Below are 15266 nucleotides of genomic sequence, written 5' to 3'. Positions count from 1 at the left end.
GTCAAGTCCCGTCGGGGAGTGCGGAGTTGGCGGGCTCCTCGTAGAAGACGTAGGTGGCGCGCTGGGCCACCGCCTCCGGTACCGCGACGCCCTCGCCCGCGGACCTCTTGGCGACCTGTTCGAGCGCGACGGAGTCCACGTCCACCTGGTCGAGGATGAGCCGCACGGCGTCCTCTACGGCGACGAAGCGGTTCGCCATCAGTGTGCAGGTGCGGTATGCGCTGAACGGGACCCGGGTGTCGCTGAGTTGGAGCAGCGGCGGCAGCCGGTCCCAGTCGCGCGGGAAGTCCCCGCCGGTCCACGGCTTCGGCACCAGCACCGGTTCGCCGAGGTGCCGTAGCAGACCCAGGCGGGCCAACTGCCATACGGCGGCCAGGAACGGGCAGGACCACAGGCGGCCCTTGTCCGTCTCGGACCACAGCTCGACGTCCATGAAGACCGAGTGGTTGCGGGCCGCGGTCTCGTGCGGCGGCTGCCAGGTGACAATCTCCGCAAGCGCGCTGCGAGTTGGGGCAGTACGCTCGCCGTTCGCGAGCCAGCCCGTCTGGCTGACCGGGGGGCGGGAACCGTGGCTGCCGGGCGGCGGCGACTCGACGAGGCGGTGCATGACGGACTCGGCCAGTTCGATCCGGTCGGCGACCGCGCACCCCGACTCGCGGGCGAGGTAGTCGATGACGAGGCCGGCCTTCTCGGCCTCTTCGAGGACCAGCGGGACGAGTTCGGCCGGGGTGGAGAAGCGGCTGAAGTAGTCGTCGATCAGGAAGCAGGTGCTGATGCGGGGGCGTTTGCCGCCGGTGCGGCGGGCGGCGGAGGCGCGGGCCGCGTCCACCCAGATCCGTACCTCGGCGAAGTGCTCGCGCAGCCGCTCGGGGCCCGCCTCGAAATCCTCCATGTAGAGGTGGCCCAGCTCCAGCGAGAGATGGGCCAGCGGCACGGACTGGGTGCGCGGGTCCGCGGCGGTCTCCCGGAAGACGGCCTCCGTCATGCCTCCTCCCAGTACTTGTCGTCGGTCAGCCGCGCGGCGAGGTCGCTCAGCGCCTGCCAGGTCTCCATGGTGGCGATCTGGCTGTCCAACACGTCCTCGTCGGTGATGAGTTGCTCCCGCCACTGGAGCACGGGCTCCAGCGGCACCGAGCCCAGCACCTGGCTGTAGCCGATGCCGTGGTGCGAGGCGAGATGCTTCAACTCGGTGTCGCACTGCTCCATCCACGCCGACTGGGTGGGCGTGGCCTGCGACCACAGCGCCGAGTCGGGATCGGGTACGGCGGCCCGTACGAAGCGGATCGCGCCGCGCAGCGCGTCCTCGTCGTGGCCGCGGGCGACGCCGCCGGCGATGATGCCGCGCTTGCCGTAGACGAGGCTGGCCGCGGCCTCCACGTGCTGCCGGGTCCAGCGGTGGAAGACCAGCCAGCGGGCCAGGACACCGCTCATCGCGCGCTGCGAGGTGGCCGCGAGGACCATGTCGACGGCGTAGCTGCGGCCGGCGCTGAGGTCGACGATGATCAGGTCGAACTCGCCGTTGAGGCGCAGGAGAAGGTCCACGCAGCGGCGCAGGTTGTCGCCGGAGGTGGCGAACTCGCCGCCGCTGAGGTCACCCGGCATGAGGATCAACCGGCCTGCTCCGGGCGGCTGGTTGCGCAGGACGCGGTGTTCGGTGTCCGCCCAGACGTCGATACGGACGGGCTCGCTGATCTCGCCTATCAGGTACGAGTGCAGTCCGCGGTCCTCGGCCGCCTGGCGGGCCTCGGGCACGTCGAAGACGGCCGAGGCGGTGGGCGAGCCGAAGTCGAAGTCCAGGTAGCAGACGTCGTCCCCCGTCAGGGCGCGCTGGTAGGCGAGGTTGGCGCTGGTGACGGAGCGGCCCGTGCCTCCCTTGTCGGAGGCCGCGAAGATCAGCACGGGTCACACTCCCTGGACCGCGGCGGCTTCGCGGGCCCGGGCGAGTGCGTCGAGCTGGCCCAGTACGTCGAGGGTCAACGAGTAGGCGGTGCCCGGCTGTTCGTCGACGAGCGTGCGGGCGCGGCGCAACTTGACCTCGATTCCCCTGAGTTGCATGCCGCGTTTTCCGTCGGCGTTGGGCGCCGGCGCCATCTGCTCGTTGCCCAGGAGGTGCGTGGACTCGCTGAGCAACGCCCGTGCCAGCTCGGTGAGTTCGAGGCTGCGGATCGGGGGCTGCGCGTACATGTTGTGGACCTGGACCATCACCTCGGTGACCCGCTCGGTGATGCTCCAGGACACCGGCCCCTCGGTGAGGGCGGTCTCCGGGTAGATGGCGTGCACGTTGTCCCACAGACCGGCGCCCTCGCCGTCGCCCATCCGGCGCCGCCACACATGGCCGAAGATGTCCTCGGCCAGCCTGAGCAGCCGGTCGTGCGCGGAGAGGTTGCGGGAGAGCGTGCACAACTGGACGGTGCGTTTGAGGAGTTGGGCGGAGAAGTCGCTCATCGTCCAGTCCATCGGCGGGCCGATGGTGCCGCCGCCCTGGAGGGGCAGGGTGACGCCGGGGTTGTGCAGCTGGATCATCGGGTCGTCGCGCGTCATCCGGCTGGTGATACGGCCGCGTTCGGCGAGGCGCTCCATGACGCGGACGGTGCGGGTCAGGTCGTCGTCGGTGGCCCGGCGGCGCATCAGGTCGTGCACGAGGATCGCGGCGACCGAGAGCGAGAAGTACTCGGACTCCAGCCGCTGTCCCGTCGTACGCCAGGGGATGTCCTCCAGGGGCCAGCGGTCGCCGTCGAAGCGGGCGATGCGCGACCAGTACTGCTGCGTGATCTCCCAGCGCAGTCGTAACGCCTCGGCGAGCTTCTGCTGTTCGGCGTTGAGCAGGCCCAGGGTCAGGGTGCGGTCGGAGAACAGGTCCTGGATGCCGTCGAGCGCGACCACCGTGAAGTAGAGGTACGGCACCGGGTTGGCGACGCCGACGGGCTGCGCCCCGATGGTCTCCTCGGTCTCCACCTCGGGCGCGTCCCGCACCAGACTCCAGGCCCAGCCGCACTCGAAGAGCTGGCTCTCGTCCTTGAGTGCCTCCTGGACATCGAGGCCGAGGATGAAGCTCTCGATGATAGCGGCACGCAGCGGCCGGAACCGCCGCTGGAACTGCTCCAGCACCTGCCGCGTCGACAACTGCCCCTGGCCCAGGAGCTCGCAGAGCGTCTGGCCCTGGGAGGAGTCGGTGTCGTAGACGTTGACCGTGAACGACCGCAGCAGACTCACCATGGCGGCGGTGAGCCGGTTGCTGGTCGCGGCCTTCAGCTCTTTGATCGTCTCCTGCATGTCGCCGCGGCGGGTCTTGGACTCGTAGACCTTGAGGAAGCCGAGCAGGGCGAGACAGAGGGTGATCGACATCGAGAACGAGTCGGTGACGCCGAGTTGGCGCTGCTCCTCGGTGAGGTCCTGCTCCTTGTCCCGGGACTGGAAGTAGTAACCGCCCGCGAACGTGGGCCGCTTGTCGTCGGTGTGGGTGCGCATGAACTCGACCGCGGCCGTGACGAGGTTGGCCGGGATCTCCAGCCGACCGCCGGCCCGCTTCAGCGTCTGCTGTACGTCGGTCAGCGTGGTGTCGGGGTCGTCCAGCCGGAACGAGGGCAGCTCGGTCGCCGGATACAGCAGGCAGAGCAGCCGCTCCGCGTCGGCGACGCTGCTCTCACCGCCCCATTTTCCCCACGCCCACTCCCCTCCGTCGAAGGAGTGGCGGGCGATCGCCTGCCAGATGTCCAGCAGGTGCTGCCGCGGCTTGATCTCCATTCCATGCCCCTCACACAGACCGCACTGCCCTCAGCCGAGGAATATCCCTCTTCTGTTGTGAAGACTCACCGGTGGACCGCCCTGTCAGCGCATCGGAACCTGTGCGTCCGAATTTCCGCGCCAGCCATAGGAGAGGATCATTCCGGAATATCCGTCCCGCACCGTGGCCTCGGTTTCCAGGCGGTGCACCTTGAGCCCGTCCGCGAATGCTTCAAGACTCTCCCACACCTCGTTCTCCCCCACGTCGCACGCGGGGAAAAACTGCTCACCCGTGTGATAACCCTTGGAGTGTTCCATAAAAGCGGCGGCAAAAGGGGCCCCGGGGGCCAGGGAGCGCATGAAACGCTCCACACCCAGGGTGAACTCCTGATAGGAGGAGGTCATCGACTCGGCGACGAAGAACATCGTCCCCACGGACCACCGACCGGCGAACCGCTCAAGATCGAAGATATCGCCCTGCTGGACCTTGACGACCCTGCGGAATCTCTCGCGGGGGTCGGCGTCGAGGGCGTCGTACTCCTCGTTCCCGCGCAGGGCGTCCCAGAACTGGTCCCAGTTCTTCGCGTACGAGTCGACCTGGCTCGCCAGGTAGGCCACGTTCGCGGGCGAGCGCTCGTAGAGGGTGATCTCGTCGCACCACGGCAGCATGGACAGCGCGGGATAGAGATTGGCGCCGGCGCCCACGTCGATGCCGTACACCGGGCCGACGCCCGGATTCCGGAAATGGCCCGCGAAATGATCCCGGAGAATGGGCAGGATCTCGGCGTCCTCCGCTTGCAGGTCACGGTAGTTGTGATCCACATATGCGATCGAATCGAACGCGCTCCAGGCGACTTCCGCGTTTTTCACCAGCCCAAATTACATCATCCCGGGCGCGACGTACACCTCGACGTCAATTTCGTAGGGCAATCTACGCCAACTCACAGCTGCCGCCGGGGCGCACAGGGGGCGCATCGTCGCGAATTCGCTCATGCGACCTGATTCGGCCTTGAACTGCCGGATTGCCCCACTCAAGATGTTCGGAACCCTGTCGAACAAACCAAAAAGGAAGATCGTTCGCGTCTCACCCGTACCACCCGTACGAGTGGCAACACGCACTTGGCCCTCTTCCAGCAGGAGGCAGTATGACGGTTTTTCCGGAGGAACGTTTCCCTTCTCGCGGTCACCGCACTGAACAGGCGTTCTTCGCCGACCGCGACGACCGGCCACTGACCCTGAGGGGCATCACCGAGGCCGATCTGCCCGAGCTCCTGCGCGTGGACAGGGAGGCCTTCCCCGAGGAGCCGTACCCCGCCTTCGTGCTCCGGCAGTTCTGCGACATCCTCGGCGACCGCATCCTCGTCCTTGACGACGGCGAAGGCATCCTCGGCTACATCCTCTTCGTCAACACCTCGGACGGCTACGTGAGTTGGATCATGAGCCTTGCCGTCACGCCCCACCAGCAGGGCCAGGGGCTGGGCCGGCGCCTGATGGTCGAGGCCCTGCGCCGGCTGCGCACGGAGAGCGTCCACCAGGTCCGCCTGACCGTGGAACCGACGAACGCCGCCGCGATCATGCTGTACCGCTCGCTGGGGTTCTCGTCCGAGCGGGGAGTGCTCAAGGACTACTTCGGGCCGGGCGAGCACCGCCTCCTCATGACACTCGCCCTGTGACCGTAGTGCCGGGCCAGCGCGCGGAACGCCTCCTTCGGTTCCCAGTGCCAGGGTGAACTCGGGTCGTACGGGCGGTCCTTGACGGTCCTGGTGATGGAGTAACTCGCCATGTCGAGGTCGTGGCGGGGGTCGTGGGCGCGGTGCGGCGCGTCCGGGGTGACGAACTCGAAGGCCATCGCGCCGTAGAGGTTCATCGACTCGAAGACCTCCAACAGGTCGACCACGTACGCCGCTTGGGTGTGCTCGCTGCGGATCAGGTGGCCCTTGATCTCCTCCGGGTCCTTGTCGTAGTCGACGACGTTCCAGCCCATGCCGGCGGTCTTCTCGGCGCCCTTGTACGCGCAGGTGCCGAACTCGGTGATGGTGACGGGCTTGCCCCAGCGCTGATAGGCGCTCAACTCCCGTACATACTCGTCTGGTTGGCGGAAGTAGGAGTAGTAGTCGATGCCCACGATGTCGAAGAGGTCCCAGTCGACCTCGTCGTCCTGGGCGGCGGCGTAGCTGAGGTTGCCGTGGAAGACCGAACGGCCCGTCGCCGCCGCCTTCTTGGTGAAGGCGTTCAGCCTGCGCTGCATCTTGGCCGGATCGAACGTGCCGTTCAAGATGTTCTGGACGCGGTCCAGGACCGTCGCGCCGGGCACGATCCCGGGTACGAACAGCCAGAACTCGCAGCCCACACTGAGGTCGACGCTCGCGCCCTGACGCCGGAGGCGTTCCGCGAACCGGCCCGTCTCCGCGAGGTGTTCGAGGATGTCCCGCTCCGGGACGTCGGCGAGGGTGGGCTGGAGCCAGATGTGCAGGCCCAGTTCGGCGGCCTCGGCGGCCGTCGCGTTGAGGCGGTCGACACCGTCGCCGGTGACGTCGACCGTGTCGGCGTGCAGCTCGTCGCGGATCGCGCGGAGGTCGGCGCGCATCCGGCGCGGGTTCCAGGCGGTGGCGGGGGTCTCGCCCTCGCCGACCGTGTAGACGACGCCGTGGTGGCGCAGGCCGGGGCGGCGGCCATGTGTCGGGTGCGGTCGCGTCCGCGGTCGCGCCGTCGCCTGCCCTGACGGCAGCAGCGCGCCCGCCGCTCCGAGGGCCAGCGCCCCCGTCAGGAACTGGCCCCGAGTGATCCCCTGTGAGTTCGCCATGCGCCCACTGTGCCGAGCGCGGGCCCGTCGCGGTGTCCGCCGATGGTCTAAGGCGGCGCAACCAAGGAATGACGCACTGCGTCGGTCAATGGAGAGATCGTTGACGGAGATCGACCGATCGTCGACGGATACCGAACAAAGGAGAGCACGATCTCAGGCTCCGAACAGTCCCCTACGACCCCTACGACCACCCGCCGCACCCTGCTCACCGCAAGTGCCGCCACCGCCGCGACTCTTCTCGCCGGTGCCTCCTCGGCCCAGGCGACAGACGGCACCGGCACCGACGTCACGACGGGCCTGCGCGCCCTTGAGGAGCAACACAGCGCCCGTGTGGGCGTGTTCGCGCATCACCTCGGTACGAAGAAGACCGTCGTGCACCGTGCCGACGAACTCTTCCCGATGTGCTCGGCGTTCAAGACACTCGCCGCCGCGGCCGTCCTGCGGGACCTGGACCGGCACGGCGAGGTTCTCTACAAGGTCGTGCACTACACGGAGGCCGATCTGGTCGACGGTTCCAACCAGACCCGGGCGCATCTGGCCGACGGCATGACGGTCGAGCAACTCGCCGACGTGGCGATCCGCTACAGCGACAATGGCGCCGGCAACCTGATCCTGCGCGAACTCGGCGGCCCCACCGCCGTCACCCGCTTCGCCCGTTCCCTGGGCGATCGGGTCACCCGGCTCGACCGCTGGGAGACCGAGCTGAACTCGGCCGAGCCGGACCGGATCACCGACACCACCAGCCCGCGCGCGATCGCCGGCCTGTACGGCAAACTCGTCCTCGGCGACGCCCTGCGCCGCCCCGACCGCGACCGGCTCACCGCCTGGCTGCTCAACAACACGACGAGCGCCGCCCGCTTCCGCGCCGGACTCCCCGCGACCTGGACGATCGCCGACAAGACGGGCAGCGGCGCCTACGGCACCGCCAACGACGTCGGCATCGCCTGGACGGAATCCGGTGACCCGGTCGTCCTCGCGGTCCTGACGACCAAGCCGACGCTGCCCGACGCCCCGTACGACAACCAACTGGTCGCGGAAACAGCCAAGTTGGTGGCGGAAGCGGTCAGCTAGTACGGAGCCAATACCACCGCTGGCGCGGGAAGTACTGCCTCGGCGTCACCCCGACCACCCGGTGGAACGCCGCCGTGAAGGAACTCGCCGAGGCGTACCCCACCCGCCGTGCCACGGCTTCCACCGGCAGGCCCTCGGCGAGGAACGGCAACGCGGCCTGCATCCGCAGCCGTTCCCGCCACTGGCCGAACCCGAGGCCCGTCTCCGCGACGAAGAGACGGGCCAACGTCCGGGCGCTTGCGCCGACTTGACCGCCATGCTCCGCCAGGGTCCGCCCGTCCGCCGGGTGGGCCCGGAGCACCTCGGCCACCGACCGCGCCCGGGGATCGCGCAGTTGGGGCACGGACACGCTGGTCACCGGTACCGGACGCAGCTCGTCGAGGAGCACCAGTTCGGCACGCGCGCGGGCGTCCGGTGTCAGGTCCGTGTGGTCCAAGTGTTCGACGAGCGCCCGGAGAAGCGGGGTGACCGCGACGACCGTAGGGTCCCGCCAGTCGATGTGCGGGCAGCTCACCGGGTCGACGTACGCACTCCGCATGACGGCATCACCCTCGGACTCCGTCGCGTGCGGAACGTCCGCCGGAATCCACAGGGCCAGCGACGGCGGCAGCAGCCACGTCCCGTGTTCACTCCGGATGCGCAGCAACCCGCGCTCGGAACAGGCGAGTTGATGGACTGGATGCCAGTGTGTACCGAAGGCCGTCCCGCGCGGCATGGCGAACTGGCCAACGAAGATCGCCGTGTCGAACACGCGGCCCCCGCCACCCCCGTGCCGCCCGCGCTGTCCGTTCTGCGACATGACACGGCAGCCTAGCCCGTGGCGGACAACCACCCGCCCCGCCTAGCGTCGACGTATGCCGATGAACCGAGCCCACCGCAAGCTGTGCAGCTCCGAGGGATGGGCGCAGACGACGAAGGACCGCATCCTCCCCTGGGCCCTCGAACACGTCGAACTCGGCGCGGACGTACTGGAGATCGGCCCCGGCTACGGCGCCAACCTCCGTGTCCTCGTCGAGCAGGTCGAGCACCTCACCGCCGCCGAGATCGACACCGAGACCGCACGGCTGCTCCAGTCCCAGTGGGGCAACCGGGCCACCGTGCTCCACGCGGACGGTGCCGAACTACCGTTGCCCGACGCGTCGTTCGACTCCGTCGTCTGCTTCACGATGCTGCACCACGTGCCCACGACCGATCACCAGGACCGCATCTTCGCCGAGGCGTTCCGCGTGCTGCGGCCCGGCGGCACATTCGCGGGCAGCGACAGCCAACCCAGCTTCCGTTTCCGGGTGTTGCACCTCCGGGACACGATGAACACCCTCGATCCGGCGACGCTCCCGGCCCGGCTGGAGCGGGCCGGTTTCACGGACGCGACGGTCGACCTGCACCCGGAGAGCGGCGGCCTACGCTTCCGGGCCCGCCGCGCCTGACACCGGCCCGAACCCCGCTACGTACCGCCGCTGCCACGGCGTCTCCACCGCGTGCCGGTCGTAGTGGGCGCGGACGTAGCCGACCGCCTCCCCCGGCGGCACCCCGTCGAGGACCGCGAGGCAGGCGAGTGCCGTGCCGGTGCGTCCCCGGCCGCCGCCGCAGGCGAGCTCGACGCGCTCGGTGAGCGACCGCTGCCAGGCCTCCGTCAGGACGGCGCGCGCCTCGACGCGGTCGGCGGGCAGCCGGAAGTCCGGCCAGCGCAACCACCGTGCCGGCCAAGGGACTTCGGGCGGTCGCCTCCCGAGCAGATACACGCCGTACGTCGGGACCGAGCTGTCGGCCGGAAGCGGTCGGCGCAGGCCGCGGCCCCGGACCAGGCGGCCGGAGGGCAGCCGTAGGACGCCGGTGGCGGTCGGGTTCCAGGGCTCGGTCATGCGGCCAGCGTAGAGATGACGGGACGCTCGCCGCCCCCAAAGGTCAGCCCACTCCCCGTGACTCCTGGGCCGCGCGCGCCTCGATGCCGTGGAAGTGGTCCGCCATCGCGTGCTGCGCGCCCTCGACATCGCGGGCGCGCAGTGCGGTGACGATGTCGCGGTGGCGGCGGACGGTGAGTCCGGGGGCCGGGTCGTCGGTCCAGCCGCGGGCGCCGGCGACGCGGCGGAACACCGTCCAGAAGGCGCCGAGGAGTTGGGGGACGAGTTCGTTGCCGAGTGAGGCGTAGAGCAACTCGTGGAATTCGCGGTCGAGTTCGGGGAAGGGGCGGCCGGCGCGGCCCGCCTCCTCCATCCGGTTCACCACCGCTTCCAGTCTGTCCAGTTCTGGTTCGGTGACGGTGGCGGCGACCCGATGAATCAGGCCTTCCTCCAGCACCTCGCGCACCTGGAGGATCTCGGCCAGCGCGTCCGCGTCGTCCTCGTGGCGGGCGAGGGTGCGGAAGGTGAGGCCGTCGACGAGCGGGGTCAGCGAGGCGCGGCCGACGTAGGTGCCGTAGCCGTGTCTGATCTCGACGATGTCCAGGGCCTGGAGCGCCTTGAGGGCCTCGCGGACGGAGTTCCTGCTGATGCCGAGGGCTTCCATCAGCTCGGCCTCGGTGGGCAGCGGCGCACCGGGCGGGAGTCTGCGGTCGAGGATCAGCTGGACGACCTCGCGCTGTATCCGACTGTTCCTCGGCTCCCCGGACATGCGCGCATCGTAGCCGCATCAGAAGTCCCACGTCCCATGTCTGACCTCGGCCGGATCGGAGAGGGCGTCAACTTGCGCCATTCACGGGCGTTTTCGCACGCCTCTTCAAACTGCCATTGGTCCGACCTCTGACGGCTACGCCATTCGTGTGCGATGCCTTGACCGCCCCCACGGCCGCTCTTATGGTCGCGCTGACCGCAGGACGTAGGACGTCGTACCTCCTGGAGTAACCATGCGCGAAGACGTGACCCAGAACGTGCCCGCGCTGCACCGCCGGGCGTTCCTGAAGTACTCCGGCGCGCTGGGCGCGGCCGCCGCGATCTCCTCGTCCCTGACGGCCTGTTCGTCGGGGCCGCAGTCGACGAACGACACCGGCGGCGGGGGCACCGGAAAGAACCGGACGCTGACCGCGGTGATCGGCTACGGCAACGACGGCAGCTGGGATCCGACGCAGACGGCGTCGGCGTTCGCCATGGCCGGCAACAACCACATCTACGAGGGGCTGATCGACACCGACCCGATCACCCGCGCGCCCTACCCGGCGCTGGCGACCGCCGTGCCGAAGGACACCGGCGGCACCTCGTGGAAGTTCACGCTGCGGGCGGGCGCCACGTTCCACGACGGGCAGCCGGTCACCGCCGACGACGTCGTCTTCGTCTTCGACCGCATCCTCGACCCGAAGACGACGACGCTCGCGCAGGGCTTCTTCGCCAGTTGGCTGAAGGAGGTCCGGAAGATCGACGCGCGGAACGTCGAGCTGGTCCTCAAGTTCCCTTTCCCTGACGGGATTTCACGCCTCACTCTCGCGAAGATCATGCCGAAGCACATCTTCTCGAAGCCCGGTGCCTGGGACGACGCGATCCAGGGCAAGGCGGTCGGCTCGGGGCCGTACCGGCAGACCGCGCACCACCCCAAGTCGAACACGACCTTCGCCGCGTTCACCGGCTACAACGGCCCGCGCCCGCCCGCCTTCAAGACCATGAACTGGCTGACGATCGTGGACGCGGCACCGCGCGTCGCCAAGATCTCCGGGTCGAGCGCGGGCGCGCAGATCGCCGACAACATCCCCTACGCCAACATCCAGCGGCTGCGCGGCGGCGGGATGACGGTCGCGGGCGGCGCCGGGATGAACAACCTGTTCCTGATGTTCAACACGCGGCACAAGCCCTTCGACGACGTACGGGTGCGCCAGGCGCTGCACTACGCGATCGACACCGGCAAGATGGTCCAAGTCGCCCTGCGGGGGCACGGAAAGCCGTCCTCGTCGTTCCTCGACACGGGCAACCCCGCCTACCGGCGCGCGAAGACGGTCTACGACTACGACCCCGACAAGGCGAAGGCACTGCTGAAGGCCGCCGGGGTCAGCGGGCTGAAGATCAACATCCTTGCGGTGAACGTGAGTTGGATCGTCGACTGCCTGCCGACCATCAAGGCGTCCTGGGACGCGATCGGCGTCAGGACGACCCTCTCCCCGCAGGAGACCACGGCCGTCTTCACCAAGATGGACCAGAAGCAGGACTACCAGGTCGTCGCCGCAGCCTCCAACCCCAACCAGTTCGGCATCGACGCGGACCTGATCATGCACTACAACTACGGCCCCCAGAACCTCTGGATGGGCTACGCCCGTTGGGCCGGAAACTCCGTCGCCAAACAGCTCTTCAAGGACATGGACCAGGCGACGCGGGAACCGGACGCGGCGAAGAAGAAGACGATGATCCAGGACTACATCGACACCGTCGCCGAACAGGCCGTGCTCTACCCGGTCGTCCACAACGAGCTGATGACCGCCTGGGACCCGCAGAAGCTGACAGGGATAAGGGCACAGCCCTACCCCGGCATCAACGTCCTCCAGGCCAAGTGGGTCTAGCCGTACAGGAGTTGGCCCATGGTCACCGTCGTCAGGATTCTGGCCCGCCGTATCGTCCTGCTCGTGCCGCTGATGCTCGGCATCGTGCTGTTCGTGTTCGTGGTGATGCGCTTCTCGGACGTCGACCCGGCGTCCGCGTTCTTCCAGGGCGCCAACCCGACCCCGCAACAACTGCACGACTTCCGCGAGCGGAACGGCCTGCTCGATCCCCTGCCCCTCCGCTACGTCCATTTCGTGGGCGCCCTCCTCCACGGCGACCTGGGCACCAGCGCGCTGACCCGGGCACCGGTCGTCGAGCAGGTCACCACCGCGCTGCCGCTCACCCTCCAACTCACTTTCCTGGGACTGGTGATCGCGGTGGTGCTGTCGCTGCTCGGCGGGGTGACGGCGGCCATCTACCGTGACCGGCTGCCCGACCAGATCATCCGGGTCGTGTCGCTGACCGGGGTCGCCGCGCCCGGCTTCTGGCTGGCGCTGCTGATGATCCAGTACCTGGCCGTCGACCAGGGCTGGTTCCCGACCGGCGGCTACATCAACCCGGCGGACTCCCTCACCGGTTGGCTCAAGACGATGGCCCTCCCGGCGCTGGCGCTCTCACTCCCGGTGGCGGCCCAACTCACACGCATCGTACGGACGTCGGTGGTCGAGGAGCTGGACAAGGACTACGTCCGGACGGCGATCGGCAGCGGTCTGCCACCACGGGTCGTGGTCGGCCGGAACGTGCTCCGCAACGCCCTCATGAACCCACTGACCGTGCTGGGCCTGCGCGTTGGATACCTGCTCGGCGGTGCGGTCGTCATCGAGACCATCTTCTCCCTCCCCGGGATGGGCAAGTTGATGATCGACGCCGTGCAGAACGGCGACCCGGCCGTCGTCCAGGGCGTGGTGCTCACGACGGCGACCGGGTTCGTCGTCGTGAACCTCGTCATCGACATCCTCTATCTGCTGGTCAACCCGCGCCTGAGGGATGCCTCCTGATGTTCGCTCAGTTCCCCCAGTTCCCCCGGTTCTCCCGCAAGGGCCTCGCCGAGACCCTGTCCCGACCCGGCATCCGGCTGCGCGGCCGGCACCGGCTGCCGCTGCTGTCGAAGGTCGCGGTGTGCTTCCTGGCGGTCGTGGTGCTGGTGGCGTTGCTCGCGCCGCTCATCGCCCCGCACGACCCGCTGGACCAGCAACTGCCCGTCGACGGCACCGGGCACCCGTCCGCCGACCACTGGATGGGCCAGGACAGCCTGGGTCGGGACATCCTCAGCAGGCTGATGTACGGCGCCCGTTGGTCCCTCGCGATCGGGCTCGGGGCGACCGCGCTGGCCCTCGTCGTCGGCGCGCTGATCGGCGCGGTCGCCGCGACCTCCCGCAAGGGCGTCGACGAGACGCTGATGCGCTGCCTGGACGTGGTGATGGCGTTCCCCGGCATCGCGCTGGCGGCCGTACTGGTAGCGGTGTTCGGCGGCGGGATCACCGTGCTGATCTGCGCGATCGCGTTCCTGTTCACCCCGCCGGTGGCAAGGGTCGTACGGGCCAACGTACTTGACCAGTACGGCGAGGACTACGTGACCGCCGAGCGGGTGATCGGCGCCCGCACCCCGCACATCGTGATCCGGCACGTGGCCGTCAACTGCGCTGCTCCGATCCTGGTGTTCTGCACGGTGCAGGTCGCCGAGGCGATCGTCTTCGAGGCGTCGCTGTCCTTCATCGGGGCGGGCGTAAGGCCCCCGGACCCGTCCTGGGGCAGTGTCATCGCGGACGGCAAGAACATGGTGCTGACCGGGGGTTGGTGGGCGACGGTCTTCCCCGGCCTGCTGATGCTGGTCACGGTCCTCTCGCTGAACATACTGTCCGAGGGAGTCTCCGACGCGTGGGCGGCCCCGGCCCCGCGCGAGGTCGACGTACGACACGACGAGGACCCGCTGGACGCGCCCGAGCCCGGCTGCGGCGAGGTGCTCCCGCTCCCCGGCCTGACGGAGGCGGCGCTACGACTCCGGTCCCGCGCACGGCCGTTGCCCGACCCGGACGGCCAACCGGTCCTGGCGGTCGAGAACTTGGCGATCGGCTTCGAGGGCCGGCACCACGGCGTGGACATCGTCGACGGCATCAGTTTCGAGGTGCGGGCGGGTGAAGTCCTGGGCCTGGTGGGCGAGTCGGGCTGCGGCAAGTCGCTGACGGCGCTCGCGGTGATGGGCCTGGAGCCGAAGGGCGCGCGGGTTCGGGGCCATGTCCGTTTCAACCAGCGGCAGTTGGTGGGCGAGCCGATGAGAGCCCGCCGCAAACTGCTGGGCCACGAGATGGCGATGGTGTACCAGGACGCGCTGTCGTCCCTGAACCCGGCGATGACGATCCGCGCCCAGCTCAAGCAGGTGATACGGCGTGGAGGGCACCGTGGGGCGGGCGAGTTGCTGACGATGGTCGGCCTCGACCCGGACCGCACCCTGCGCAGCTACCCGCACGAACTCTCCGGCGGGCAGCGCCAACGCGTCCTGATCGCCATGGCGTTGTCCCGCGACCCGAAACTGATCGTCGCCGACGAACCGACGACCGCCCTGGATGTCACCGTGCAGGCGCAGGTCATAGAGCTACTGCTGCGCCTGCGCGAGGAGTTGGGCTTCGCGCTGATCCTCGTCTCGCACGACCTCGCGCTGATCGCCGACGTCACCGACCGGGTGGTGGTGATGTACGGCGGCCAGATCGTCGAGACGGGCGTGACCGCCGACCTGGTGGAGTCACCGGCCCACCACTACACGCGCGGCCTGCTGGGCAGCGTGCTGTCCCTGGAGTCGGCGGCCGAGCGGATGACCCAGATCAAGGGCGTCGTCCCCTCCCCCGCCGACTTCCCGGCCGGCTGCCGCTTCGCGGACCGCTGCCCGCTGGCGAGCGACCTGTGCCGTATGACGGCGCCGGGGCTGGTGGGCCCGCGTACGCACGCGGCGGCGTGCCACCATCCCGCGGTCGACCTGGTTTCGACGGAGAGGGGGGCGGTCACGTGAGCGGTGCGGGTGGGTTGTGGGGCGGGATGGGGGTGGGTGGTTTGGGTTGTGTGCGGGGTGCGGGTGGGTTGGGGGTGGGTGGTTTGGGTTGTGTGCGGGGTGCGGGTGGGTTGGGGGTGGGTGGTTTGGGTTGTGTGCGGGGTGCGGGTGGGTTGGGGCTGGTCGCGCAGTTCCCCGCGCCCCTTAGGGGGTTGGGGTGGGGCGGGGT

The 15266-nt window shown here is 69.1% G+C and carries 14 protein-coding genes; 6 read left to right on the top strand and 8 right to left on the bottom strand.

The features are described from left to right. Position 1: 1 nt before the first annotated feature. The 4 genes from OG194_RS31825 to OG194_RS31810 form a co-directional block, all read right to left on the bottom strand. Entirely contained in the window at positions 2–985 is a 984-nt protein-coding gene (locus OG194_RS31825) for an SCO2522 family protein (RefSeq protein ID WP_327404216.1), read from the bottom strand. Continuing rightward, positions 982–1899, bottom strand: coding sequence for an SCO2523 family variant P-loop protein (locus OG194_RS31820; RefSeq protein WP_327404215.1), 918 nt, complete (start codon positions 1897–1899; stop codon positions 982–984). The genes OG194_RS31825 and OG194_RS31820 overlap by 4 nt, the downstream gene beginning before the upstream one ends. A gap of 3 nt (positions 1900–1902) precedes the next feature. Beyond that, complete coding sequence (locus tag OG194_RS31815; protein WP_327404214.1) at positions 1903–3744, bottom strand: SCO2524 family protein; 1842 nt, start codon at positions 3742–3744, stop codon at positions 1903–1905. 84 nt (positions 3745–3828) lie between these two features. Then, complete coding sequence (locus tag OG194_RS31810) at positions 3829–4593, bottom strand: SCO2525 family SAM-dependent methyltransferase (protein ID WP_327404213.1); 765 nt, start codon at positions 4591–4593, stop codon at positions 3829–3831. A gap of 275 nt (positions 4594–4868) precedes the next feature. On the opposite strand from OG194_RS31810, the gene OG194_RS31805 reads away from it, so the two are divergent. Beyond that, a complete protein-coding gene (locus OG194_RS31805; RefSeq protein WP_327404212.1) occupies positions 4869–5396 on the top strand; it encodes a GNAT family N-acetyltransferase in 528 nt (175 codons plus the stop codon). On the opposite strand, the gene OG194_RS31800 is transcribed toward OG194_RS31805, so the two are convergent. After that, complete coding sequence (locus OG194_RS31800; RefSeq protein ID WP_327404211.1) at positions 5348–6526, bottom strand: abortive phage infection protein; 1179 nt, start codon at positions 6524–6526, stop codon at positions 5348–5350. The two genes, OG194_RS31805 and OG194_RS31800, sit on opposite strands and share 49 nt — an antisense overlap. Positions 6527–6676: 150 nt before the next feature. On the opposite strand from OG194_RS31800, the gene bla reads away from it, so the two are divergent. Further along, positions 6677–7597 (top strand): class A beta-lactamase, encoded by a 921-nt coding sequence (bla, locus tag OG194_RS31795; protein WP_442811814.1) that lies wholly within the window; start codon positions 6677–6679, stop codon positions 7595–7597. Here the strand turns inward: bla and OG194_RS31790 are convergent. Continuing rightward, the gene (locus OG194_RS31790) at positions 7590–8396 is read right to left on the bottom strand and encodes an AraC family transcriptional regulator (RefSeq protein WP_327404210.1); all 807 of its coding nucleotides are present in this window, start codon (positions 8394–8396) and stop codon (positions 7590–7592) included. The two genes, bla and OG194_RS31790, sit on opposite strands and share 8 nt — an antisense overlap. A gap of 55 nt (positions 8397–8451) precedes the next feature. Here OG194_RS31790 and OG194_RS31785 point away from each other — a divergent pair, with 55 nt between their 5' ends. Further along, positions 8452–9024, top strand: a complete 573-nt coding sequence (locus tag OG194_RS31785) for a class I SAM-dependent methyltransferase (RefSeq protein WP_327404209.1) — start codon at positions 8452–8454, stop codon at positions 9022–9024. Here OG194_RS31785 and OG194_RS31780 read toward each other — a convergent pair. Next, complete coding sequence (locus OG194_RS31780; protein ID WP_327404208.1) at positions 8998–9459, bottom strand: phosphatase domain-containing protein; 462 nt, start codon at positions 9457–9459, stop codon at positions 8998–9000. The two genes, OG194_RS31785 and OG194_RS31780, sit on opposite strands and share 27 nt — an antisense overlap. A gap of 43 nt (positions 9460–9502) precedes the next feature. Continuing rightward, positions 9503–10207, bottom strand: a complete 705-nt coding sequence (locus OG194_RS31775) for a FadR/GntR family transcriptional regulator (protein ID WP_327404207.1) — start codon at positions 10205–10207, stop codon at positions 9503–9505. A gap of 232 nt (positions 10208–10439) precedes the next feature. Here OG194_RS31775 and OG194_RS31770 point away from each other — a divergent pair, with 232 nt between their 5' ends. The 3 genes from OG194_RS31770 to OG194_RS31760 are packed head-to-tail and all read left to right on the top strand — an operon-like array spanning position 10440 to position 15058. Continuing rightward, positions 10440–12074: an ABC transporter substrate-binding protein gene (locus OG194_RS31770; RefSeq protein ID WP_327404206.1), complete on the top strand. Its 1635-nt coding sequence runs from the start codon at positions 10440–10442 to the stop codon at positions 12072–12074. An 18-nt stretch (positions 12075–12092) separates the two neighbouring features. Beyond that, positions 12093–13052, top strand: coding sequence for an ABC transporter permease (locus OG194_RS31765; RefSeq protein WP_327404205.1), 960 nt, complete (start codon positions 12093–12095; stop codon positions 13050–13052). Next, a complete protein-coding gene (locus OG194_RS31760; RefSeq protein WP_327404204.1) occupies positions 13052–15058 on the top strand; it encodes a dipeptide/oligopeptide/nickel ABC transporter permease/ATP-binding protein in 2007 nt (668 codons plus the stop codon). Before OG194_RS31765 ends, OG194_RS31760 begins: the two co-directional genes overlap by 1 nt. The last annotated feature ends 208 nt before the right edge of the window (positions 15059–15266 follow it).

The sequence above is a fragment of the Streptomyces sp. NBC_01288 genome, from assembly GCF_035982055.1.
Lineage (GTDB): Bacteria > Actinomycetota > Actinomycetes > Streptomycetales > Streptomycetaceae > Streptomyces.
The sequence above is the reverse complement of the archived record's forward strand: the minus strand, read 5'-3'. Positions and strand labels throughout refer to the sequence as shown.